Source organism: Ornithinimicrobium faecis (genome assembly GCF_023923225.1).
GTDB classification, from domain to species: domain Bacteria; phylum Actinomycetota; class Actinomycetes; order Actinomycetales; family Dermatophilaceae; genus Ornithinicoccus; species Ornithinicoccus faecis.
The window spans coordinates 3,731,832-3,753,137 of record NZ_CP099489.1; the positions used below are offsets into that span (position 1 = coordinate 3,731,832).

Annotated in this window: 17 protein-coding genes and 1 tRNA gene; 8 read left to right on the forward strand and 10 right to left on the reverse strand. The window is 69.0% G+C overall.

Annotation, left to right across the window (positions count from 1 at the left end):
• Positions 1–240 precede the first annotated feature (240 nt).
• From NF556_RS17370 to NF556_RS17390, 5 genes are all read right to left on the reverse strand, one after another.
• Positions 241–1,674 (reverse strand): aldehyde dehydrogenase family protein, encoded by a 1,434-nt coding sequence (locus NF556_RS17370; RefSeq protein WP_425606996.1) that lies wholly within the window; start codon positions 1,672–1,674, stop codon positions 241–243.
• Between the two features lie 56 nt (positions 1,675–1,730).
• Entirely contained in the window at positions 1,731–2,786 is a 1,056-nt protein-coding gene (locus NF556_RS17375; protein ID WP_252592370.1) for a homoserine dehydrogenase, read from the reverse strand.
• 5 nt (positions 2,787–2,791) lie between these two features.
• On the reverse strand, positions 2,792–4,435 hold the full coding sequence (gene argS, locus NF556_RS17380) for an arginine--tRNA ligase (protein ID WP_252592372.1): 1,644 nt from the start codon (positions 4,433–4,435) through the stop codon (positions 2,792–2,794).
• Between the two features lie 197 nt (positions 4,436–4,632).
• Complete coding sequence (locus tag NF556_RS17385) at positions 4,633–4,782, reverse strand: hypothetical protein (protein WP_252592374.1); 150 nt, start codon at positions 4,780–4,782, stop codon at positions 4,633–4,635.
• A 352-nt stretch (positions 4,783–5,134) separates the two neighbouring features.
• Positions 5,135–5,206 (reverse strand) — tRNA-Arg (locus NF556_RS17390).
• A 131-nt stretch (positions 5,207–5,337) separates the two neighbouring features.
• On the opposite strand from NF556_RS17390, the gene NF556_RS17395 reads away from it, so the two are divergent.
• Entirely contained in the window at positions 5,338–6,762 is a 1,425-nt protein-coding gene (locus NF556_RS17395) for an aldehyde dehydrogenase family protein (RefSeq protein WP_252592376.1), read from the forward strand.
• Between the two features lie 34 nt (positions 6,763–6,796).
• On the opposite strand, the gene NF556_RS17400 is transcribed toward NF556_RS17395, so the two are convergent.
• Positions 6,797–7,729, reverse strand: a complete 933-nt coding sequence (locus tag NF556_RS17400; protein WP_252592378.1) for an ABC transporter permease — start codon at positions 7,727–7,729, stop codon at positions 6,797–6,799.
• A complete protein-coding gene (locus NF556_RS17405) occupies positions 7,726–8,742 on the reverse strand; it encodes an ATP-binding cassette domain-containing protein (RefSeq protein WP_252592380.1) in 1,017 nt (338 codons plus the stop codon). The genes NF556_RS17400 and NF556_RS17405 overlap by 4 nt, the downstream gene beginning before the upstream one ends.
• A 93-nt stretch (positions 8,743–8,835) precedes the next feature.
• On the opposite strand from NF556_RS17405, the gene NF556_RS17410 reads away from it, so the two are divergent.
• The 7 genes from NF556_RS17410 (at position 8,836) to NF556_RS17440 (ending at position 17,568) form a co-directional block, all read left to right on the forward strand.
• Positions 8,836–9,600 carry a TetR/AcrR family transcriptional regulator gene (locus NF556_RS17410; RefSeq protein WP_252592382.1) on the forward strand — a complete coding sequence of 255 codons (765 nt, stop codon included), beginning with the start codon at positions 8,836–8,838 and terminating at the stop codon, positions 9,598–9,600.
• 115 nt (positions 9,601–9,715) lie between these two features.
• Positions 9,716–10,798, forward strand: coding sequence for an ABC transporter ATP-binding protein (locus NF556_RS17415; RefSeq protein WP_252592384.1), 1,083 nt, complete (start codon positions 9,716–9,718; stop codon positions 10,796–10,798).
• The gene (locus tag NF556_RS17420; protein ID WP_252592385.1) at positions 10,795–11,628 is read left to right on the forward strand and encodes an ABC transporter permease subunit; all 834 of its coding nucleotides are present in this window, start codon (positions 10,795–10,797) and stop codon (positions 11,626–11,628) included. The genes NF556_RS17415 and NF556_RS17420 overlap by 4 nt, the downstream gene beginning before the upstream one ends.
• Before the next feature lie 93 nt (positions 11,629–11,721).
• Positions 11,722–15,579, forward strand: coding sequence for a multifunctional oxoglutarate decarboxylase/oxoglutarate dehydrogenase thiamine pyrophosphate-binding subunit/dihydrolipoyllysine-residue succinyltransferase subunit (locus tag NF556_RS17425; RefSeq protein ID WP_256829374.1), 3,858 nt, complete (start codon positions 11,722–11,724; stop codon positions 15,577–15,579).
• Between the two features lie 60 nt (positions 15,580–15,639).
• The gene (locus NF556_RS17430; RefSeq protein WP_252592386.1) at positions 15,640–16,692 is read left to right on the forward strand and encodes a GNAT family N-acetyltransferase; all 1,053 of its coding nucleotides are present in this window, start codon (positions 15,640–15,642) and stop codon (positions 16,690–16,692) included.
• Between the two features lie 9 nt (positions 16,693–16,701).
• Positions 16,702–16,881 (forward strand): DUF6104 family protein, encoded by a 180-nt coding sequence (locus tag NF556_RS17435; RefSeq protein ID WP_252592388.1) that lies wholly within the window; start codon positions 16,702–16,704, stop codon positions 16,879–16,881.
• A gap of 3 nt (positions 16,882–16,884) precedes the next feature.
• Positions 16,885–17,568, forward strand: coding sequence for a GDSL-type esterase/lipase family protein (locus NF556_RS17440; protein WP_252592390.1), 684 nt, complete (start codon positions 16,885–16,887; stop codon positions 17,566–17,568).
• Here NF556_RS17440 and pheA read toward each other — a convergent pair.
• The 3 genes from pheA to NF556_RS17455 form a co-directional block, all read right to left on the reverse strand.
• Positions 17,558–18,484, reverse strand: a complete 927-nt coding sequence (gene pheA / locus NF556_RS17445; RefSeq protein WP_252592392.1) for a prephenate dehydratase — start codon at positions 18,482–18,484, stop codon at positions 17,558–17,560. The genes NF556_RS17440 and pheA overlap by 11 nt on opposite strands.
• On the reverse strand, positions 18,481–19,446 hold the full coding sequence (locus NF556_RS17450; protein ID WP_252592393.1) for a zinc-binding dehydrogenase: 966 nt from the start codon (positions 19,444–19,446) through the stop codon (positions 18,481–18,483). The genes pheA and NF556_RS17450 overlap by 4 nt, the downstream gene beginning before the upstream one ends.
• Before the next feature lie 79 nt (positions 19,447–19,525).
• Positions 19,526–21,130, reverse strand: coding sequence for a sugar transferase (locus NF556_RS17455; RefSeq protein ID WP_252592395.1), 1,605 nt, complete (start codon positions 21,128–21,130; stop codon positions 19,526–19,528).
• Positions 21,131–21,306 lie beyond the last annotated feature (176 nt).

Sequence of the window (21,306 nt, forward strand, 5' to 3'; positions counted from 1 at the left end):
CCGGCCCGAGTGGGAATCACCGGCCAGTGCGAGGAGATGTGACCACACGAGAAACGCGTGGTTGCACCACAAGCATGGTGGTGGGATCACTGCGCGGTGACACGGGACTTAAGCCCTCAGCGTCGTTCGCGAGTGTGCCGCCACGGTATCACTTGATGGCCGACTCCCCGAATATCGCGGGAGCGACACACCGGCGGGGCGGCTGCGCCCTGCGTATGCCGAGGGGCTGGCTCTGCAAGATCAGCCCAGCTTGACGTTGACCTGCTTGATCTGCGTGAAGCCCTCGAGCATGCCCTCCAACGACAGCTCACGGCCGATGCCGCTGGTTTTCATGCCGCCATAGGACTGGCCGACCATCTGCCCGCCCCCCTGGTTGACCTGCACCCACCCGGAGTCGATCTGGTGGGCCATGGACAGCGCCCGGTCCAGACCCTGTGAGAAGACGAAGGCGGCCAGGCCGTAGTGGGAGTCATTGGCCATCGCCACGACCTCCTCCTGCTCCTTCCACGGGATCACGGCGAGCACTGGGCCGAAGATCTCCTCGCGGGCGATCCGCCAGTCGTTGGAGACCTGGGTCAGGATCATCGGTGCGTGATAGAACCCCGGCGGGCCGACCTGCAGGGCCGGCCGACCGTCATACGCCACCCCGACGCCTTCCTGGGCGAGCCCGTCGTCGATGTAGCCCTGCACCCGGTCCCACTGCTTGGCGTTGATGATGCAGCCGATGTCGGAGGTCTCGTCGCGCGGATCGCCGACCACCAGTTGCTCGGTGCGAGCGACCAGCTTGGCGAGGAAGTCGTCGTGGATCTCCTCGTGCAGGAACAGCCGCGAGCCGGTGGTGCAGCTCTGGCTCTGCCGGGCAAACCGGCTGGCCAGCAGCACCTGCTCGACGACCTCGTCGGTGCAGGAGTCGGCGTCGACGATGCACGGTGACTTGCCACCGAGCTCGAGCGAGCTGTGGGCCAGGCGCGCCCCGGCCTTGGCCGCCACCTGGTGCCCCACGAGGGTGGAGCCGGTGAAGGAGACCTTGTCGACGTCCGGGTGGACCACCAGCGCCTCGCCGATCTCGGCGCCATAGCCGGTGACCACGTTGAGGACTCCGGGCGGCAGGTGCTCGGCGCAGATGCGCGCGAGCTCCAGGATCGTCAGCGGTGCGTCCTCGGCGGCCTTGAGCACCATGGTGTTGCCGGCGGCGAGCGCTCCGGGCACCTTGAAGCCGGCGATCATCAGCGGGCTGTTCCACGGGAGGATGCCCGCGACGACGCCCAACGGCTGGCGGCGGGTGTATTGCAGCTGCCCATCCGCCGTCGGCAGCACCGTGCCCTTGACCTCACCGGCCACGCCGGCGAAATAGCGGAAGCAGGCGACCAGGTTGAGCGCCTCGGGGCGGGCCTGGGTCCGGATCGCGTTGCCGGTGTCCAGGGCCGTCAGCGTGGCCAGCTCCTCGACGTGCTCCTCGAGGGAGTCGGCGATGCGCAGCAGGGCACGCTGGCGCTCGGTGAAGGACAGCGCGGCCCAGCCCGGATAGGCAGCCCGTGCCGCCTTGACCGCACGATCGGCATCCTCGGCACCGGCGCGCGGCGTGGTCGCAATCACGACGTTGCGGTCAGTCGGGGTGATGACCTCGAGCGTCTCGCCGGAGGCTGCCGGCACCCACTGCCCACCGATGTGCATCAACTGCTCGTCCACGTCCACTCCCATGTTTGTCGCGGTGTCGCTGTTCTCCGGCTCTAGTCTCGCGCAGCCACCCTGGACCGCGCCACGTTGATCAGGTCGCCGAGCACCGCGGAGGCGGTCTCGTCACCCCCGGCACCGGCGCCGGACAACCGCAGGCTCCCGGCCGACTCGGCCTCGATGATCACCATGTTGGTGCCCTCGCGGGTCTGTCCGAACGGGTGGTCGGCGGCGACGAGGGTCGGGCGCACGGCCACCTCGATCCGGGGCCCAGAAACGGGCCCAGCAGCCGAGTCGGAAGCCGAGCCAGAGGCCGGTCCGGAGCGCCAGGCGGAGGCGATCAGCTTGATCACCTGGCCCGTGCCGCGCGCGCTCTCGAAGTCGGCGTCGGTCAGCCCGGAGATGCCCTCGCGCTGCACGTCGTCCAGCCCCACATCCACGCCCCAGGCCGCACGGGCCAACAGCACGATCTTGGCCGCGGCGTCCAGGCCCTCGAGGTCCTCAGTCGGGTCGGCCTCGAGATAGCCGAGGTCACCGGCCTGCCGGACGGCCTCCTGAAAGGGCATGCCCTGTCGGGCGACCATGTCGAGGATGTAGTTCGTGGAGCCGTTGATGATGCCGCTGATGGAGCGGATCTCGTCCCCGGCCAGGGCGTCGCGCACGGTGCGCATCACGGGCACGGCGGCGACGACGGCCGCCTCAAACTCCACCCGCCGGCCAGCCCCAGCTGCCAGCGCCTCCAGCTCGCTGCCGTGCTGAGCCAGCAGCTGCTTGTTGGCCGTGACGACATCGGCGCCACCGCGCAGGGCGCGCTCGATCAGGCCACGAGCAGGCTGTATGCCGCCCATCACCTCGACCACCACGTCCACCTGATCGACGAGCGACTCGGGGTCGTCGGTCAGCAACCCGGGCAGGATCCCGCTCAGGTCGCGCGGGCGGCCCAGGTCACGGACCGCGATGCCGGTCAGCTCCAGGGGCGCCCCGACTCGCTGGGCAAACAGGTCGGCCCGGTCCATCAACCGCTGTGCCACAGCGGCACCCACCGTGCCGGCCCCGAGCAGGGCAACCCGCACGGGTGCTGCGCCTTCGTGCGCTTGCTGTTCCCTCGGCATACGGATCACATCCTCTCTGGGGCGGTGACGCCGAGCAGACCGAGGCCGTTGGCCAGCACCTGGCGGGTGGCGTCGTTGAGCCACAGGCGGGTGCGGTGCAGGTCGGTGATCTCCTCGTGCTCGTCCATCGGGCGGACACGGCACTCGTCATACCAGCGGTGGAAGGAGGCGGCCAGCGACTCCAGATAGCGGGCCACCCGGTGCGGCTCGCGCAGCGTGGCAGCCTGGGCCACCACGCGCGGGAAGTCGCCGAGGGCAGCGAGCAGGGTCGCCTCGGTCTCGTGCGCCAGCAGCGAGGGGTCAAAACCGTCGTCCCGCGAGACGCCGTCCTCCCCCGCGAGACGCGCCACATTGCAGGTGCGGGCGTGGGCGTATTGCACATAGAAGACCGGGTTGTCGTTGCTGCGCTTGCGCATCTCCTCGCCGTCCAGATCCAGCGGCGAGTCGGCGGGGAAGCGGGCCAGGGAATAGCGCAGCGGGTCCGAGCCGATCCACTCCAGCAGGTCGGTGAGATAGAGCGCGTTGCCGCGGCGCTTGCCCATGCGGGCGCCAGCGATCGTGATCAGCTGACCGATCAGGATCTCGATGTTGGCCTCTGGGTCGTCGCCCGCGCAGGCGGAGATCGCCTTGAGGCGGCCGATGTAGCCGTGGTGGTCGGCGCCGAGCAGATAGATCTTCTCCGGGAAGCCGCGGTCCTTCTTGTTCAGGTAGTACGCGGCGTCGGAGGCGAAGTAGGTCGGCACCCCGTTGGCACGGATCAGCACGCGGTCGCGGTCGTCGCCAAAGTCGGTGGTGCGCAACCAGACTGCGCCCTCCTGGTCGAAGACGTGACCCTGCTCGCGCAGCCGCTCGACGGCCTGCTCCACCGCGCCGTCGTGCAGGGTGCGCTCGGAGAACCACACGTCGAAGTGCACATTGAAGGTGTCGAGGGTCTGCTGCATCTGGGCGAGCTGGTGGCGATAGCCCAGCTCCTTGGCGACCTCGATCTGCTCCGCCTCGGGCAGGTCCAGCAGGTCCGGGCGGTCAGCGAGCACCGCAGCGGCGATCTCGGTGACATAGTCCCCGGGATAACCCCCCTCGGGCACCTCGGTGCCGGCCGCGCGGGCCACGATCGAGGCCCCGAACAGGTCCATCTGGTTGCCGGCGTCGTTGGTGTAGTGCTCGGCCGTCACCTCGGCGCCGCTGGCCAGCAGCAGCCTGCGGATGGCGTCACCGAGGGCAGCCCAGCGGGTGTGGCCGATGTGCAGCGGGCCGGTCGGGTTCGCCGAGACGAACTCCAGGTTGATCACCCGGCCCTGCATGGTCTCGTTGGTCCCGAAGGTCTCGGCCGCCTCGACGATGCTGCGGGCCAGCTCGCCCGCGCTCGCGGCGTCCAGGGTGATGTTGAGGAAGCCCGGCCCGGCGACGTCCACGGCGGCCACGCCCTGCACCTCGGCGAGCCTGCTGGCGAGGTTGGTGGCCAGGTCACGCGGGGGCACGCCGGCCTTCTTGGCCAGCTGCAGCGCGATGTTGGTCGACCAGTCGCCGTGCTCGCGGCTCCTCGGTCGCTCGACGCGGACCTCACGCGGGACCTCGACCGTGACGTCGCCCGCGGCGACGGCCTGGTCAAGGGCGGCAATGATGGCTTCGGCGAGTTGCTCAGGGGTCACCTCGTGGAGTCTAGTTCCGCGTGGGCACCGCCAAGAACCGGCGTATGCCGAGGCTCGCCACCCCCTCCCCCGTCACCACCGCGGCCCCGCGACCGTGCACCCAAACCGGCGACGTCCGCCCACTGCCGAAGCGACACCACGCTGACCTGCGAGGACGCGAGGAGTCCGCCGACGTTGCCTGTCGGTGTGCACGCGGCTCACAGCAGGATCTCCAGCGTCGTGCGCAGCGCAGACTGCGCCCGTGGGAACGACCGCGCCAGGGCCAGCAGCTCTGAGGGCTGTCCTCCTCGGCGAAGCCATCGCTTGAGCGCCTCGTTGGCGAGGTCGGCTCCTTCGATGTGACGCATCCGGAAGGCGTCGATGATGCTGCGCTCAGCGGAGTAGAGGCCGATGCTCCGGCCGCCTTCGATGTCGAGTTCGCCACGACCGAGATCGAAGAGCCGAGCGCAGACACAGTGTTGCCCGCGGCGCCTTGGCAGCAATCTCGATCAGGTCTTCGTCGCCGACCCAGTCGCCCTTGCGGTAGAGGCCCCGCGCCAGGGCGATGATGCTGCCGTCACCGATAAGGCGGCGGAGCTGTCGCTCGCTGATGTGGTCGAGAGCCTCGGAGTAGCGGAAGGTTCCGGGCGGCATAGGGGCCCCAACAAAAAATCCTGAGGCGCGACACCGTGTCAACGGTGTCGCGGCTCAGGACAGTTGCGCCCCCGGCAGGATTCGAACCTGCGCTCCCGCCTCCGGAGGGCGGTGCTCTATCCCCTGAGCTACGGGGGCAACGGCACATGAGATTACCAGTCCGGGGGCGATCCTCTGTCATCGCTCACGCACGCACCGCCAGAGTCTCCGAGCCCACCTTGGTGAGACCCCGGCATACAGCCGCTGTTGGGCAGTGGAAGTCTGGTGCCATGACCACGACCCACTCCTTCATCGCCGGGCAGGATGTCGCGAGCGCCGACACCTACGACAACATCGACCCCGCCACCGGGCAGAGCCTCGGGGCGGTGTCCCGCGGTGGGGCTGCCGAGGTGGACCAGGCGGTCACCAGCGGTGCTGCGGCACAGCGCGAGTGGGCGCGGACCACCCCCGAGCACCGCTCAGACCGGCTCACCGCATGGGCTGCCCTGGTCGACCGCGATGCCGAGGAGCTGGCCCGGTTGGAGAGTGAGGACACGGGCAAGCCCCTGAGCCAGGCCCGCACGGACTCCACGGTGGCGGCCCGCTATCTGCGCTTCTATGCCCACGCCATCGACTCCTACTACGGCCTGACCATCCCCAAGGGCCCGGACCTGCACGCTTACACGCTGCGCGAGCCGTTCGGTGTGGTCGGCTCCGTCATCGCCTGGAACTATCCGATGCAGTTGTTCTCCCGCTCGGTCGCGGCAGCGGTGGCCACCGGCAACGCGTCCGTCGTCAAGCCGGCGGACGAGACGCCGCGCACCGCCGTCGCTCTCGCGCGATTGGCCGTCGAGGCGGGCATCCCTGCGGGCATCGTCAACGTGGTGACCGGAACCGGCGCGGAGGCCGGCGCTGCACTGACGGCCCACCCGGGTGTCGGGCACCTCAGCTTCGTGGGGTCGACCGAGGTCGGGTCGCTCATCGCGCACGCCGCGGCCGAGCGCGTCGTCCCGACCGTCCTCGAGCTCGGCGGCAAGTCGGCCCAGCTGGTGTTTGCCGATGCCGACCTGACCGCTGCGTCCGAGGCTGTCGTGCGAGGCGTGCTGCAGAACGCGGGCCAGACCTGCTCCGCCGGGTCGCGCCTGATCGTGCACCGCGACGTGCAGGACGAACTGCTCGACCTGGTCGTGCAGCGCTTCCGCACCACCACCATCGGCCCCGGGTCAGAGGATCTCGACCTCGGTCCGCTGGTGTCGGCCAAGCAGCAGCAGCGGGTGGAGGGGTTCATGGACGACCTCGCTGGCGGCGAGTTGCTGGTCGGCGGTTCCCGCCCAGAGGGCGAGCACCTGTCGGCGGGCGCCTACTTCTCCCCCACCCTGGTGCACGGCGTCGACCCGCAGGGCCGCCTGGCCCAGGAGGAGGTCTTCGGCCCGGTGATCGCCTCGATGACCTTCGACGAGGAGGACGAGGCGGTCGCACTCGCCAACTCCACGGCCTACGGCCTGCTCGCCGCCGTCTGGACGGACAACCTGTCGCGGGGCCACCGACTCGCGTCGGCCCTGCGCGCTGGCCAGGTCTTTGTCAACAACTACGGCGCGGGCGGCGGCGTGGAGTTGCCGTTCGGCGGCTGGGGCAAGTCCGGTTATGGCCGCGAGAAGGGCTATGAGGCCCTCGACGCCTTCACCCAGACCAAGACCGTGGTCGTCAAGCTCTGACGGTCACCACTCCCGAGCAGGACCAGGCCCCGCCTCACTTGCTGAGGTTCTGGAACTGTCGCACCGCGAGCGGCAGGAAGATCACGATGATGACCGCGGGCCAGATGAGGGCCCCGCCGATCGCGTGACCGTCAATCCAATAGCTCGCCACTCCCACCCCGGCGCCAGGGGTCTCGAACAGCTCGCGGATCGCGCTGGCCGTCGACGAGATCGGGTTCCACGCCGCGATGGCGCCGAGCCACCCGGGCATCATCTCCGGCGGCGCGAAGACCGAGGAGATGAAGCCCAGCGGGAAGGCCACGGTGAAGAGCGACCCCGCGACCTCGGTGTTCTTGATGAGCAGCCCCAGATAGATCCCCACGAAGATGAGGGCGAGCCGTAGCCACAGCAGCAGGGCGAATGCGAACAGCGTCTGGGTCAGGCTGCCTCCCGCGCGCCAGCCGATGATCAGGGCCAGCCCCGCGATGGTCGCCAGGTCGACGGCTGCCTGGATGAGATCAGAGACCCCGCGGCCGGTGACCACGGCTGACGGCGCCATCGGCATGGACCGATAGCGATCCATGAAGCCCTTCTCCTTGTTGAGCGTCACCGCGAAGGCGGTGTTCATGAAGCCGAAGGCCATCGTCATCGCAAACATGCCGGGCATCGCATAGTCGACATAACCCTCGCCCGCGCCCTGGCCCGTGACGTCCATCGCCGAGCCGAAGACATAGACGAACATCAGCACCATCACCACGGGCATCCCCAGTTGCCAGGCGAAGGTCGAGGGCTGGCGCGCCAAGTGCATGAGCTCCTGCTCGACGATGGTCCAGCAGTCGCGCAGCGCCCAGCTCAGGCGAGAACCCAGCGTGTCCGCGGCTGCTTGAGGTGCCATGCCGTATGCCGTGGGCGGGCGACTCGTCCCCTCGCCCCGAGCGACGGTGGAGTCGGTAGTGGTCGGCTGAGGTGCGCTCGGGTTGGTGCTCATCGCACGGCCTCCTTCGCCTGGGTCTGAGTTGTCTGGGCCGAAGCTGCCTGGCCCGAAGCTGTCTGAGCTGGAACCGTCTGGGTCAGGTGCAGGAAGGCCTCGTCCAGGGTCGGTCGGCGCAGCCCGATGTCTGCCAGCTCGATGGCCGCGGCCCGGACCTCGCTCGCCACGGCGGTGAGCGCCGAGACACCGTCGGGCACCGCCACGCTCGTGCGGCCCGCTGCCTGGTCCACCACGACCTCTGCCCCGGCGACACGCTCGACCAGTGTCGCGACCCGGGCGAGGTCGTCCGGGTCGGAGACCGCCACCTCGAGGCGCTCGTCACCGATGCGCCGTTTCAGGCCAGTCGGGGTGTCCTCGACAAAGTTGCGCCCGTGGTCGATGACGCTGATCCGGTCACACAGCTGATCCGCCTCGTCGAGATAGTGAGTGGTCATCAACACGGTGGTGCCCTGCTCCGCGAGATCGCGCACCGCCTGCCAGACCTCGCGCCTCCCCGCCGGGTCGAGCCCGGTCGTCGGCTCGTCGAGGAAGAGCACGGCCGGGGCGAGGATCATGCTGGCCGCCAGATCGAGCCGGCGGCGCATCCCGCCCGAGAACGTCTTGGGCGAGCGGCTCGCCGACTCCTGCAGACTGAACTGCTCCAGAAGCTCATCGGCGCGACGTCGCGCTGACGAACGGTCCAGCCGGAAGAGCCGCCCGAAAGTGGTGAGGTTCTGGCGAGCGTTGAGCTTGTCGTCGACGGCGGTCTGCTGGCCGACCAGCCCGATGCTCGAGCGGACCTGCCGTGGATGAGTCCGCACGTCATAACCGGCCACGGAGGCCTCCCCAGCGTCACTGCGGGTCAGCGTGGCCAGGATCCGGACCGTGGTGGTCTTGCCTGCTCCATTCGGGCCGAGCAGTCCGTGCACGGTGCCGCGCGGCACCGCGAGATCGACCCCGTCCAGGGCCAGTTTGTCTCCATACTTCTTCGTCAGTCCGCTGGTTCGGACCGCCACCTCTGTGGGCGTCATTGGCCCCTCCACTCTTTCTGGGTACGATGCACGCAGCAAACCTAGCGTACAGTGTCCGCAGTAGCCAAGATGTTTTTCGAGAGGGACCCGCCCATGACCGACGAGCACCCCGTTGCGCGCAGCCTGAGACTGCTCTGGCACGGGCTTCCTGCCACCCGCAAGGGGCCGCGCCCGAGCCTGACACTGGAGCAGATCGTGCTGGCCGGGATCGCGATCGCCGACGCCGACGGCCTGGACGCCCTGTCGATGCGCGCCCTGGCCCGGGAGCTCGGAGTGGGCACCATGTCGCTCTATCGCTATGTGCAGGACAAGGCCGAGCTGATGAACCTCGTCCTGGACCACGTCACCGTCCGCACCGTGGAGGACGGTGAAACGACCGAAGGATGGCGGACCATGCTGGCGACCATCTCGCACGACGCCCGACGGATGTATCTCGCCCACCCGTGGCTGCTGCAGATCAATTGGAGCACCCCCGTCCTGGGACCCGGCAGCGTCGGCGACCTAGAGCGCACCCTCTCCTGCCTGACCGAGCTGCCCTTCAGCGACCGCGAGCGGATCATGCTCGTCTCCCTCGTCGACGCCTACGTCACCGGCTCGGTCCGCCAGGAGGTCCTGTTCGATCAGGCCTCGGCACACGCAGACATCACCAACGACGAGTTCTGGGAGCTCCAACTGCCGTTCCTGGAGGCGGCGATGAAGTCCGGGCGGTTCCCCACCATGGCCGGCATGGCGGACGACTCGTTCGAGGGCACCTGGAAGGAGACCTTCGAGCTGGGTCTGGACCTGCTGCTCGACGGTGTGGAGCGAGAAGTGACGCGCCGCGAGGCACGGGAGGGCTCACCTCCGCCGCACGGGTGACAGATGTCCCTGGCCTGGGACCACATTTCCGCCACAATGGGGATGCGGCTCCTGCGCCGGACGTGGTGGGCTAGGACCGGACGGGGCCCCGTCCACGACCTGAAGGTGAGATGCGATGACAGTGCCCGCAACCGCGCAGAGACCCCCAGGCGCACCGGCGGCCGCCATCGTGGTCCGCGATCTGACCAAGAAGTTCGGCGACTTCCTCGCGGTCGACAACCTCTCCTTCGAGGTCGCGCCGGGCAGGATCACCGGCTTCCTCGGCCCCAACGGCGCGGGCAAGACCACCACGCTGCGGATGCTTCTCGGGTTGATCCGACCCACCAGCGGCACCGGGCTCATCGGCGACGTGACCTACGCCCAGCTCGAGCACCCACTGCAGACGGTTGGTGCAGCACTCGAGGCGACCAACTTCCACCCCGGCCGAAGCGGTCGGGATCACCTTCGGGTGCTCGCCGCAACCCACGGCATACCGGACTCCCGGGTTGATGAGCTGCTCACGCTCGTCGGGATCCCGGCCGCCGCTCGCAAGCGGGCCGGCGGTTATTCGATGGGCATGCGTCAGCGACTCGGGCTCGCGGCCGCACTGCTGGGCGACCCCCACGTGCTGGTCCTCGATGAGCCGGCCAACGGCCTGGACCCCGAGGGCATCCGCTGGTTGCGTGGCTTCCTGCGCCACCTCGCCAGCGAGGGCAAGACCATCCTGATCTCCTCACACCTGCTCAGCGAGGTCGAGCAGACCGTCGACGACGTCGTGATCATCGCCAACGGCGAGCTGGTCCGACAGGGCACGATCGAGGAGCTCCACGGCGAGTCCACCGCGCTGGCTCGCACCAGCAACCCCCGCGGCCTGATCGAGGCACTGCGCGGCGCCGGGCTCGACGCGGGTGACGAACCCGCCCAGGGCCCGGGAGCCGTCCGGGCCGTCACCGGCGACCTCGTGCGGGTCGGCGACATCGCCCTGGCGGCAGGCGTCCCGATCCACGAGCTGCGCGTTCTGCGCACCGACCTGGAGCGCCTCTACTTCCAGCTCACCGAGTCTCCGGAGCGGCAGAACCGCAACCGCAGCGGCGGTGAGGCTGCGGAGCCGCCGAGCGGGCCGCCGCAAGTTCCATCGGTTGATCCACCGGGGCCGCCACCTGGCCCGCCGGGGCCCGACGCGCCACAGCCCGAGGCACCGGGGAGGTCCGACCGATGAGCAGGCTGATCCGCTCCGAGCTCCGCAAATACTTCTCCACCCGGATGTGGTGGGGCATGGCGCTGGCGATGTTCCTGGTCGGCGCGGCCTTCGCCGCGTTCACCGGCGCGTTCACCATCTATGGCGAGATCCCGGTCGGCGACAGCATGGTCAAGGTCGGCGACGCCATGCCAGACCTGACCATGGCCCGGATGATCTACACCGCCGGGATCCAGTTCGGCTACATGCTGGCCCTGGTCATCGGTGTGCTCAGCATGGGGCAGGAGTTCCGGCACAAGACGATCTCCAACACCTTCCTGGCTGGGCCACGGCGCCACCAGGTGATCTTCGCCAAGGTGGCGGCGCTGGTCGTCATTCTGCTGGTGAACGCGGTGGCACACATCGCCGGCGGGGTCGTCGGTGGCGGCATCCTGCTCGGCACGGCGGGGCACCCGCTGTTCCCGGACCCGGCCGCCCTGGGCGAGACCTTCGCCCTGGTGGTGCTGATCCTGGTCGTCTGGGGTCTGATCGGGCTGGGTCTCGGGGTGCTGATCCCCAACCAGGTGGCAGCGCTGTTCCTGGGCATCGCCGTCACCCTGATCGTCGAACCACTGGTCGCCTTCGCCCTCACCTTCTTTGACGGGTGGGACGTCGTGGCGCAGTTCTTCCCCAGCCAGGCGGCCACGGCGACCCTGTCGTTGTTCTCCGGGGTGGACCCGGCCCTGGCCGAGGCCATGGGCGCCGGTGGCGATCAACTCCCCTGGTGGGGCGGTGCGCTGACCCTGCTCGGTTACGCCGCCGTGATGACGCTGATCGGGCTCGTGCTCACCCGTCGGCGGGACATCGCCTGACCCGCCGGGCCTGCTGCGCGACCTGAGGCAGTTCAGGGATAGGCTTGCCGCATAAGTTCGGCCGACTACCTGTGAGAAAGAGGCGCGCACGCCGTGGCGAACCACTCCCCCAGCAGCGACAACCCCCTGGCAGACTTCGGGGCCAACGAGTGGCTCGTGGAGGATATGCGCGAGCGTTATACGGCGGATCCACAATCCGTCGACGTTGCCTGGCGTGAGTTCTTCGCCGGCAGCGACGGAGGTGCGCCGACCCAGTCCATGACCAAGGAGAAGGTCGCCGACGGCCCGGTCGGTGAGAAGCAGCGCCCCGAGGCAGCAGCGACCAAGCCCCAGCCCTCCCCGGCGGCCAAGCCGGTCCCAGCAGACCCAGCGCCTGCGCAGAAGAAGGCCAGCCCGGCCCCGACGACGCCTGCCGCGCAGAAGGCCAGCGACACCAAGGCCAGCGAGGCGAAGGCAAGCGACAACAAGGCCAGCGAGTCGAAGGCCAGCGACACCAAGGCCAGCGACGGCAAGGCCGACGGTGGCGCTCCGACGCCGCGCGACGCCCCCGCGCGCAGGTCCGCCAAGCCGCAGTCCGAGTCGGAGGTGACCAAGCTGCGCGGTGCCACTGCGCGCACCGTCACCAACATGGAGCAGAGCCTTGAGGTGCCCACGGCCACCAGCCTGCGCGCGATCCCGGCCAAGCTGCTGATCGACAACCGCATCGTGATCAACAACCACCTCTCCCGCAGCCGTGGTGGCAAGGTCTCCTTCACCCACCTGATCGGCTACGCCATGGTGAAGGCCCTCCAGGCGATGCCGGCCATGAACAACAGCTACATCGAGCAGGACGGCAAGCCCCACCTGGTGGAGCCCGGCCACGTCAACTTCGGTCTGGCCATCGACCTGTCCAAGCCGGACGGGACCCGCCAGCTCGTGGTGCCCAACATCAAGAGTGCCGAAGACATGGACTTCGCGAACTTCTGGGGTGCCTACGAGGACCTGGTCACCAAGGCTCGCGACAACAAGCTGACCATCGAGGACTACCAGGGCACGACCATCTCGCTGACTAACCCCGGTGGCATCGGCACGGTCTCCTCCGTGCCGCGGCTCATGCCGGGGCAGGGCACCATCGTCGGTGTCGGCACGCTGGACTACCCCGCAGAGTGGCAGGGGGCCAGCTCCGAGGCCATCGCCCGCGCTGCGGTGAGCAAGGTGCTGACCCTCACCTCGACATACGACCACCGGATCATCCAGGGCGCGCAGTCCGGCGAGTTCCTGCGCGTGCTGCACCAGCTGCTGCTGGGTGCCGACGGGTTCTACGACGACATCTTCACCGGCCTGCGGATCCCCTACGAGCCCATCCGGTGGGCACCGGACGTCACCGCCAGCCACGACGACGACGTCTCCAAGGCATCGCGCGTCCAGGAGCTCATCCACGCCTATCGCGTGCGGGGCCACCTGATGGCCGACACCGACCCGCTGGAGTATCGCCAGCGCCGACACCACGACCTGGACATCACCAACCACGGCCTGACCCTGTGGGACCTGGAGCGCAGCTTCCCCACCGGCGGATTCGGCGGCTCGGCCCGCCTGACGCTGCGCAAGATCCTGGGCATCCTGCGTGACTCCTACTGCCGCACCCTGGGCATCGAGTACATGCACATCCAGGACCCCGAGGAGCGCGCCTGGATCCAGGAGCACGTCGAGGTCCCCTACGAGAAGACCTCCGCCGACGAGCAGCTGCGCATCCTGCGCCGCCTCAACGCCGCGGAGGCCTTCGAGACCTTCCTGCAGACCAAGTTCGTCGGCCAGAAGCGGTTCAGCCTCGAGGGTGGCGAGTCGGTCATCGCACTGCTGGACCAGATCCTCACCGACTCGGCCAACGACGGCATGGACGAGGTCTGCATCGGCATGCCACACCGTGGCCGACTCAACGTCCTGGCCAACCTGGCGGGCAAGTCCTATGGCCAGATCTTCCGTGAGTTCGAGGGCAAGCAGGCCGCAGGCTCCGTCCAGGGCTCCGGCGACGTGAAGTATCACCTCGGCACGGAGGGCGACTTCGTCACCGAGGGCGGCAAGTCCACCCAGGTCTATCTCGCCGCCAACCCCTCGCACCTGGAGGCTGTCAACCCGGTCCTGGAGGGGATCGTCCGCGCCAAGCAGGACCGCCTCGACCTGGCCGGTGAGTCGTTCACCGTCCTGCCGGTCCTGATGCACGGTGACGCTGCGTTTGCCGGGCAGGGCGTGGTCGCCGAGACGCTCAACCTCTCCCAGCTGCGGGGTTACCGCACGGGTGGCACGATCCACGTGGTCATCAACAACCAGGTGGGCTTCACCACCAGCCCGGAGGCCTCGCGCTCGTCGGTCTACTGCACCGACGTCGCCCGCATGGTCCAGGCCCCGATCTTCCACGTCAACGGCGATGACCCGGAGGCCTGCGTGCGGGTCGCCGAGTTGGCCTACGAGTACCGCCAGCGGTTCAACAAGGACGTCGTCATCGACATGGTCTGCTATCGCCGCCGTGGTCACAACGAGGGCGACGACCCCTCGATGACCCAGCCGCTGATGTACGACCTGATCGAGAACAAGCGCTCGGTGCGCAAGCTCTACACCGAGTCCCTCGTCGGGCGTGGCGACATCACGATCGACGACGCCGAGACGGCACTGCGCGACTACCAGCGCCAGCTCGAGCAGGTGTTCACCGAGACCAAGGCGGCCCTGAAGGGCGAGGACGGCACGACCGGCCAGCTCGACCGGCCCCGGGCCCAGGACGAGGACGACCGCGCGCCGCGCAAGCCGCACCAGACCCGGATCTCCACCGAGCTGGTCGAGCGGATCGGCGACGCCTTCGCCGCGACCCCGGAGGGCTTCACCGTCCACCCCAAGCTGGCCCAGCTCATGGAGCGCCGTCAGCAGATGACCCGCGAGGGCGGGATCGACTGGGCGATGGGCGAGCTGCTCGCGATCGGCTCCCTGCTCGTGGAGGGCACGCCCGTGCGGTTCGCCGGGCAGGACACCCGTCGCGGCACCTTCGTGCAGCGTCACGCGGTGTTGACCGACAAGGTCAACGCCAACGAGTGGAACCCGCTGCTGCACCTGTCCGATGACCAGGCCAAGCTGTGGATCTACGACTCGCTGCTCAGTGAGTATGCCGCGATGGGCTTTGAGTACGGCTATTCGGTGGAGCGCCCCGACGCCCTCGTCCTGTGGGAGGCACAGTTCGGTGACTTCGTGAACGGCGCCCAGACCGTGATCGATGAGTTCATCTCCTCCTCCGAGCAGAAGTGGGACCAGCGCTCCTCGGTGGTGCTGCTGCTCCCGCACGGCTATGAGGGTCAGGGCCCGGACCACTCCTCGGCGCGCATCGAGCGGTTCCTGCAGTTGTGCGCGGAGGACAACATGACGGTGGCCTACCCGTCCACCCCGGCGTCCTACTTCCACCTCCTGCGCAAGCAGGCCTTCCAGCGGCCGCGCAAGCCGCTGATCGTGTTCACCCCGAAGGCCATGCTGCGGCTGAAGTCGGCCGGCAGCAGCCCGGAGGACTTCACGACCGGCACCTTCGCACCCGTCCTGCCCGACCGCGTCGAGCTGGACGCCGACAAGGTCGACCGCGTGCTCCTGGTCAGCAGCAAGCTGACCTACGAGCTCGAGGACGAGCGCGCCAAGCGCGAGGACGACCGCACCGCGATCATCCGGGTCGAGCAGCTCTATCCGGTGCCGGGCCGTGAGGTCGCCGAGCAGGTCAAGAAGTTCCCCAACGCCGAGCTCTGCTGGGTGCAGAACGAGCCGAAGAACCAGGGCGCGTGGCCGTTCATGGCGCTCAACCTGCCGGAGTCGATGGCGCAGTATGCCGAGGAGCGGCCCCTGCGGGTCATCTCCCGTCCGGCCTCGGCCTCCCCTGCGACGGGGTCGGGCAAGGTGCACGCGGTCGAGCAGGAGGCCCTGCTCAAGGAGGCTTTCGACCGCTGACTGGACGCCACGCGTGGTGGCCTCGGATGCGACGGTGAGCGTTCTGAAATAATGCCGCCCATGAGTTCACCCGAGGTCACCACCCAGCCGCTGTCCGCGCTCCCGTCAGGATGGACATCGCAGGAACCCACCGACGCCGATGTCGAGGACCTGGTCCGGCTGCTGCGGCGGCACGAGAAGCAGGCCCGCGGTTGGCCCGGCGCCGACAGCGAGCAGGTCACCGCTGACGTCACCGGTCGCGGGGCGGCGATGCGCACGCACTGGCTGATCCGGGACCCAGAGGGCGCGGCCCGCGCCTGGGTGAGTTGCCACGACCGTGCGGCCGGGCGGGTGCTGGTCGGAGTCACCATCGACCCGGAGTTGGATGCGGACCTGGCCGAGCCGGTCGCTGCCTACTGCTTCGGTCTCGCCGAGCAGATCTCTGCCGGCATCGCTGCGGACCGCGGTCTGGCCGCCACCCAGATGGACTCCGGTGCCTTCCAGGACGACGAGCGTCAGGACCGCTGGCTGAAGGCGGGCGGTTTCACGCTCGTGCGCACGTGGTGGCAGATGGAGCGCCCCGTCACCCCTGAGGAGGCGACCGAGCACCCGGAGCCGCGAGAGGGCGTGGTGGTGCGCCGGGTGCGCCGCGACGGGGCCGTGGGGCTGCCCGAGGACGCCGACCTGCATGCCGTCCACGAGATCCTTGAGGAGTCGTTCGCGGATCATTTCAACAACTACCGCGAGACCTTCGAGGAGTTCCTGACGCGGCTGCGGGCCGACCCCGGCCACCGCTGGGACCACTGGTGGGTCGCCGAGGTCGACGGTCGTCCGGCTGGCGCCCTGGTCGGCACCACGGTGACCGGACGGCTGGACGCGGACGGCAACCCGGTGCCCGACGGCTCCTACGTCGAATACATCGGCGTCCACTCCAGCGCCCGGGGGCGTGGCGTGGCCAAGGCTCTGCTGTGGGCGGTCATCGCCGATGCCGCCGCCCGCGGTCGCAACCGCGTCGGGCTGGAGGTCGATGCCCAGTCCCCCACCGGCGCCGACGGCCTCTACACCTCATTGGGTTGGGAGACGTCCTACGTGACAGAGTCGTGGCACAAGGATGTGGCAGCCTCGGCGGGTTAGTCTGCGGCTGTGTACTTCACCGACCGCGGCATCGAGGAGCTGGCCACGCGACGTGGCGAGCAGGAGGTCACTCTCGAGTGGCTCTCCGAGCAGTTGCGCACCTTTGTGGACCTGCACCCAGAGTTCGAGGCGGCCACCGACCGGTTCGCCACGTGGCTGGCCCGGTTGGATGACGATGATGACGAGTGACTGATGACCAATGACGGAGGACACCCAGTGACACCCGCCGACGACGAGTCCGTCGTGGAGTTCAACCCCAGCGCCGAGTTCCACGTCGTTGAAGGGCCCCGCGACATCGGGCTCTGCTTCGTCGGCGACGGCTTCGTCGCAGGTTATGGCGACCCCAAGGCTCTCGGCTGGGTCAGCCGGGTCGTGGGGCGCACCCCGGTCACGGATGCGGACCTGACGGCCTACAACCTGGGCGTGCGTGGCGAGTCCAGTGCGGACGTGATGGCCCGTTGGCGCGGCGAGTGCGCCCCGCGGTGGAACGGCCGCTCGGAGCGCCGTCTCGTCGTCGGGGTCGGAGCGGTCGACATCACGGCAGGGATCACCACGGCGCGTTCACGCCTCAATCTCGCCAACATCCTCGATGAGGCCACAACCACGGGCATCGGCACCTTTGTCGTCGGTCCGACCCCCACGCTCGATGCCGAGGTCAACGAGCGACTGGAGGTGCTGGCCGATGCCCAGGCAGACGTCTGCTCCCGGCGAGCGGTGCCCTATGTCGACTGCTTCCACCCGTTGCGGGACCACGATCAGTGGCAGTCCGACCTCGCGGCCGGTGACGGCGTGCACCCGGGGCAGGCGGGCTATGGCCTGATCGCCTGGCTGGTCCTGCACGCGAGCTGGCAGGACTGGCTCAAGGTCAACGGCTGAGGCCCTCCAGCCACGCCCGCGACTGCGCATGGGCCGCCGCGGTCGCCACCTCGGTCACGGCGGTGGGCGTCCCATCGGCCCGCGGATAAGACCCGAGGAAGCGCACGTCCGCACAGATGCGGTGCAGTCCGGCGAGCGCCTCGGCCACCCGGGGCTCACTGATGTGCCCCAGTGCCTCGATGGCGAAGCAGTATTGCCCCAGCGCCTCACCGGTGGGACGCGACTCGAGGCGGACCAGGTCGACGCCGCGCATCGCAAACTGGTTGAGCAGCTCAAGCAGCGCACCGGCGTGGTTGCGCCGCAGATAGGCCACCAACGTGGTGACATCGGCCCCCGTCGCCTGGGGCACCACGCCCGGGCGGGCCAGGCGGATGAAGCGTGTCACTGCTCCCGGCCGGTCAGCGATCCCGCCCACGAGCACGTGCAGGCCATGACGCTCTGCTGCCAGAGGGGCAGCCACCGCCGCGTCATAGACCTCGGCGCCGACGAGCACAGCCGCCCGAGCCGTCGAGGACTCCGGGATCACCTCCGCGTCCGGCAGGTTCGCCGCCAGCCACTCCCTGGTCTGGGCGATGGCGACCGGGTGCGTGGAGACGCGACGGACGTCGGAGAGCTCAGTTCCTGGCCGAGCCATCAGTGCAAACTCCACCTCGATGTGGACCTCGGCGGTAATCACCAGCGGTTGGCCGCGGATCAGCTCATCCAGCGTCGCTGACACCGAGCCCTCGACAGAGTTCTCAAAGGGCACGAGGGCCGCCTCGATCGATCCGTCGCGCACCGCCTCCAGGGCCGCTGGCACGTTCGGCGCCGCCCAGGCCGTCTCTGCCGCGACCGGGTCGAGGCGTCGAAGGGCCGCCTCGGTGAACGTGCCGGCAGGGCCCAGGTAGCCCACCTCGCCGGCGTCGCCGTCGCTCACGGAGTCAGCACCACCTTGCCGAAGACCTCGCCGGCGGCCAGGGCAGCGATCCCGCTCGCGGCGTCAGCCAGGGGGATCACCCGGTCGATCACGGGGCGCAGGCCCGTCTGCTCCAGCAGCCGCGTGACCGCCACGAGCTGCTCGCGGTTGCCCATCGTGGAGCCCTGCACCCGCAACTGATGGAAGAAGATCCGGGTCAGCTCGGCCTTCGACGGAGCATCCCCGGAGGTGGCCCCGGCGATCACCAGGGTGCCGCCTGGCTTGAGGCTGGACACCGAGTGCGACCAGGTCGCGGCTCCGACGGTCTCCAGGACCACGTCGACCCGCTCTGGCAGTCGCTCACCAGGGGCGAAGACCGCGTCGGCGCCCAGCTCCAGAGCCCGCTGCCGGCGTCCCTCGTCACGGCTGGTGGCCCAGACGCGATAGCCGGTGGCCGCTCCGATGCCGATCGCTGCGGTGGCCACACCGCCCCCGACTCCCTGCACCAGCACGGTCGAGCCGGGAGGGCCCCCGTTGACGCAGAGCATCTTGTAGGCAGTCAGGAAGGCCGTCGGGAGACAGGCTGCCTCCTCGAAGGAGAGCCCCGCGGGCTTGGGCACCAGGTTGCCGGCCGGCACGATGACCTGCTCGGCCAGCGTGCCCTGGTGTCGCTCGGAGAGCAGGGACCGGCGCGGGTCGAGGGTCTGCTCGCCCGTCCACCCGGGAGAGGAGATCACCGAGTGCACGAGCACCTCGTTGCCGTCCTGATCGACACCAGCGGCGTCACAGCCCAGGATCATCGGCAGCTTGTCGCCACCGAGCCCGACGCCACGCAACGACCACACGTCGTGGTGGTTCAGCGCCGCGGCGCGGACGTCAACCAGCACCCACCCCTCGGGGGGCTCGGGTGCGGGACGCTCCCCGACCACCAGACCCGCCAGGGGGTCGTCCGGATTGATCTCAGCGGCGTAGGCAGCAAGCATGAGGACACGTTATCGGCACCTCAATCAGACCCGCCGTTGGGTGCTCACCACCGACCGGGCCGGCTCAGTAGGCGCCGGCTCAGTAGGCGCCGGCCCCGTCGGGCCGGATGACCACCCGGAAGGTGCGCCACATGATCATCAGATCCAGCAGCGGGGTCCAGTTCTCCACGTAGTAGAGATCCAGGCGCACCGACTCATTCCAGGACAGGTCGCTGCGTCCGCTGATCTGCCACAGCCCCGTCATCCCGGGCTTGACCAGGAAGCGGCGTCGGGTGTCGGACTCATAGGTGGCCACCTCCCGAGGCAGTGGCGGCCGTGGCCCGACCAGGCTCATCTCGCCCTTGATCACGTTGAGCAGTTGGGGGAACTCGTCCAGGCTGTATTTGCGCAGCACCCGGCCGATGCGGGTGACCCGTGGATCGTTCTGCATCTTGAACAACGGTCCGGCGGCCTCGTTCGCCGCCATGAGCTGCGGCAGGACGGACTCGGCGTCGGTGACCATGGTCCGGAACTTCATCATCTTGAAGGTCTGCCCATCGCGCCCCACACGTTCCTGGCGGAAAAAGATCGGGCCCCGGTCGTCGATCACGATCAGCAGCGCCAGAACCAGGAGGATCGGCAGCAGCAGGAGCATGATCACGGTGGCGCCGATCCGGTCCATCGCGTTCTTGACGACCAGGGTCGGGCCGGAAAAGCTCGGCGCCTCCACGTGGATCAGCGGCAGGCCCTGGACCGGGCGGGTCAGCACCCGGGGACCGGCGACGTCCATGATGCCGGGGGCGACCACCAGGTCGATGTCGGTGCCTTCGAGGGCCCAGCCCAGCCGTCGGAGCCCCGAGCCGCCGAGGCCGGCGGAGGAGGAGACGGCAATGACGTCGACGTCCATCTCGACGCCACGGACCAGCACGTCACTCTCCGTGCCCACCACCGGCACGCCGGCGACGAAGTCGTCATCGGCGTCGTCGACGCAGGCACCGAGCACGTGATAGCCGGCGTCGGGCGTGCGCCGCAGCGCGACCACCAGGTCGGTCACCTGCTCCTGGTTGCCGACCAGGAGCACCTGGTCGGAGAGCATCCCGGCACGTCGCTGATGGACCAGCCACCGTCGTGACGCCCAGCGGGAGGCCAGCAGCAGCAGCGTGCCGAGCGGGAAGGCGAGCAGGACATAGCCGCGGGCCACGTCCTGCTTGAGCGCATAGGCGAGGACGGCCACCACGGCGAAGAGCCACAGCGAGGCCTGGAAGACGTTGCGGTATTCCTGGACGCCGTGGCCACTGAACCGCCCGTCGTAGGCGGAGTAGATCTGGAGCATGGCCACCCAGGCCACAGCCAGCACGAGGCCGATCTGCCAGTAGGCCAGCCCCTGTCGGGTGGTGGCTGTGGTGGCGGTGGCCACCACGTTGGGCTCGGCCAGGCCGAAGCGGGTGACCGTCGTGATGACCAGCGCCGCCAGGATCACGATCAGGTCCGAGACCCGCAGCCAGCGCAGGTGACCGGCGAGGTAGTTGCGGGCCCGGGTCTGGCTGGAGGCGCGCCGCGTCTCGGGGGCGGCCAGGTCAGCCAACGTCTCCGGCACGACGAACAGCGGGACCGTCCGGCGCGATGCCGAGCGTGCGCTGTCGATCGTGGAGGAGGACCTGTGCAGCGATAGTCGCTGGAGGTCACTGCTCTCCTGCGCCGTCATGAGCACCCCGTTGTTGTCCGCTTCAGAACCGGCCTTTACCGATTCATGACCATTCAGAGGTTAGTTGTTTACTCACTGATGCGCCACCCCAACGCGAAAATTTCTCTAAACCTGCAGGTCAGACAGCAGAACTCGGCGCGGCGAGACCACGTCACACGAAGTTTACTCAGTGTTTA

What these genes read in the sequence shown, in the direction of transcription:
- NF556_RS17420 (WP_252592385.1), top strand. Translation starts at nt 10,795, where the DNA reads ATGAGCAGGCTGATCCGCTCCGAGCTCCGCAAATACTTCTCCACCCGG.
- NF556_RS17430 (WP_252592386.1), top strand. Translation starts at nt 15,640, where the DNA reads ATGAGTTCACCCGAGGTCACCACCCAGCCGCTGTCCGCGCTCCCGTCA.
- NF556_RS17415 (WP_252592384.1), top strand. Translation starts at nt 9,716, where the DNA reads ATGACAGTGCCCGCAACCGCGCAGAGACCCCCAGGCGCACCGGCGGCC.
- NF556_RS17375 (WP_252592370.1), bottom strand. Translation starts at nt 2,786, where the DNA reads ATGCCGAGGGAACAGCAAGCGCACGAAGGCGCAGCACCCGTGCGGGTT.
- NF556_RS17440 (WP_252592390.1), top strand. Translation starts at nt 16,885, where the DNA reads ATGACCAATGACGGAGGACACCCAGTGACACCCGCCGACGACGAGTCC.
- NF556_RS17455 (WP_252592395.1), bottom strand. Translation starts at nt 21,130, where the DNA reads ATGACGGCGCAGGAGAGCAGTGACCTCCAGCGACTATCGCTGCACAGG.
- NF556_RS17385 (WP_252592374.1), bottom strand. Translation starts at nt 4,782, where the DNA reads ATGCGTCACATCGAAGGAGCCGACCTCGCCAACGAGGCGCTCAAGCGA.
- NF556_RS17405 (WP_252592380.1), bottom strand. Translation starts at nt 8,742, where the DNA reads ATGACGCCCACAGAGGTGGCGGTCCGAACCAGCGGACTGACGAAGAAG.
- NF556_RS17400 (WP_252592378.1), bottom strand. Translation starts at nt 7,729, where the DNA reads ATGAGCACCAACCCGAGCGCACCTCAGCCGACCACTACCGACTCCACC.
- NF556_RS17370 (WP_425606996.1), bottom strand. Translation starts at nt 1,674, where the DNA reads ATGCACATCGGTGGGCAGTGGGTGCCGGCAGCCTCCGGCGAGACGCTC.
- NF556_RS17395 (WP_252592376.1), top strand. Translation starts at nt 5,338, where the DNA reads ATGACCACGACCCACTCCTTCATCGCCGGGCAGGATGTCGCGAGCGCC.
- NF556_RS17450 (WP_252592393.1), bottom strand. Translation starts at nt 19,446, where the DNA reads ATGCTTGCTGCCTACGCCGCTGAGATCAATCCGGACGACCCCCTGGCG.
- NF556_RS17410 (WP_252592382.1), top strand. Translation starts at nt 8,836, where the DNA reads ATGACCGACGAGCACCCCGTTGCGCGCAGCCTGAGACTGCTCTGGCAC.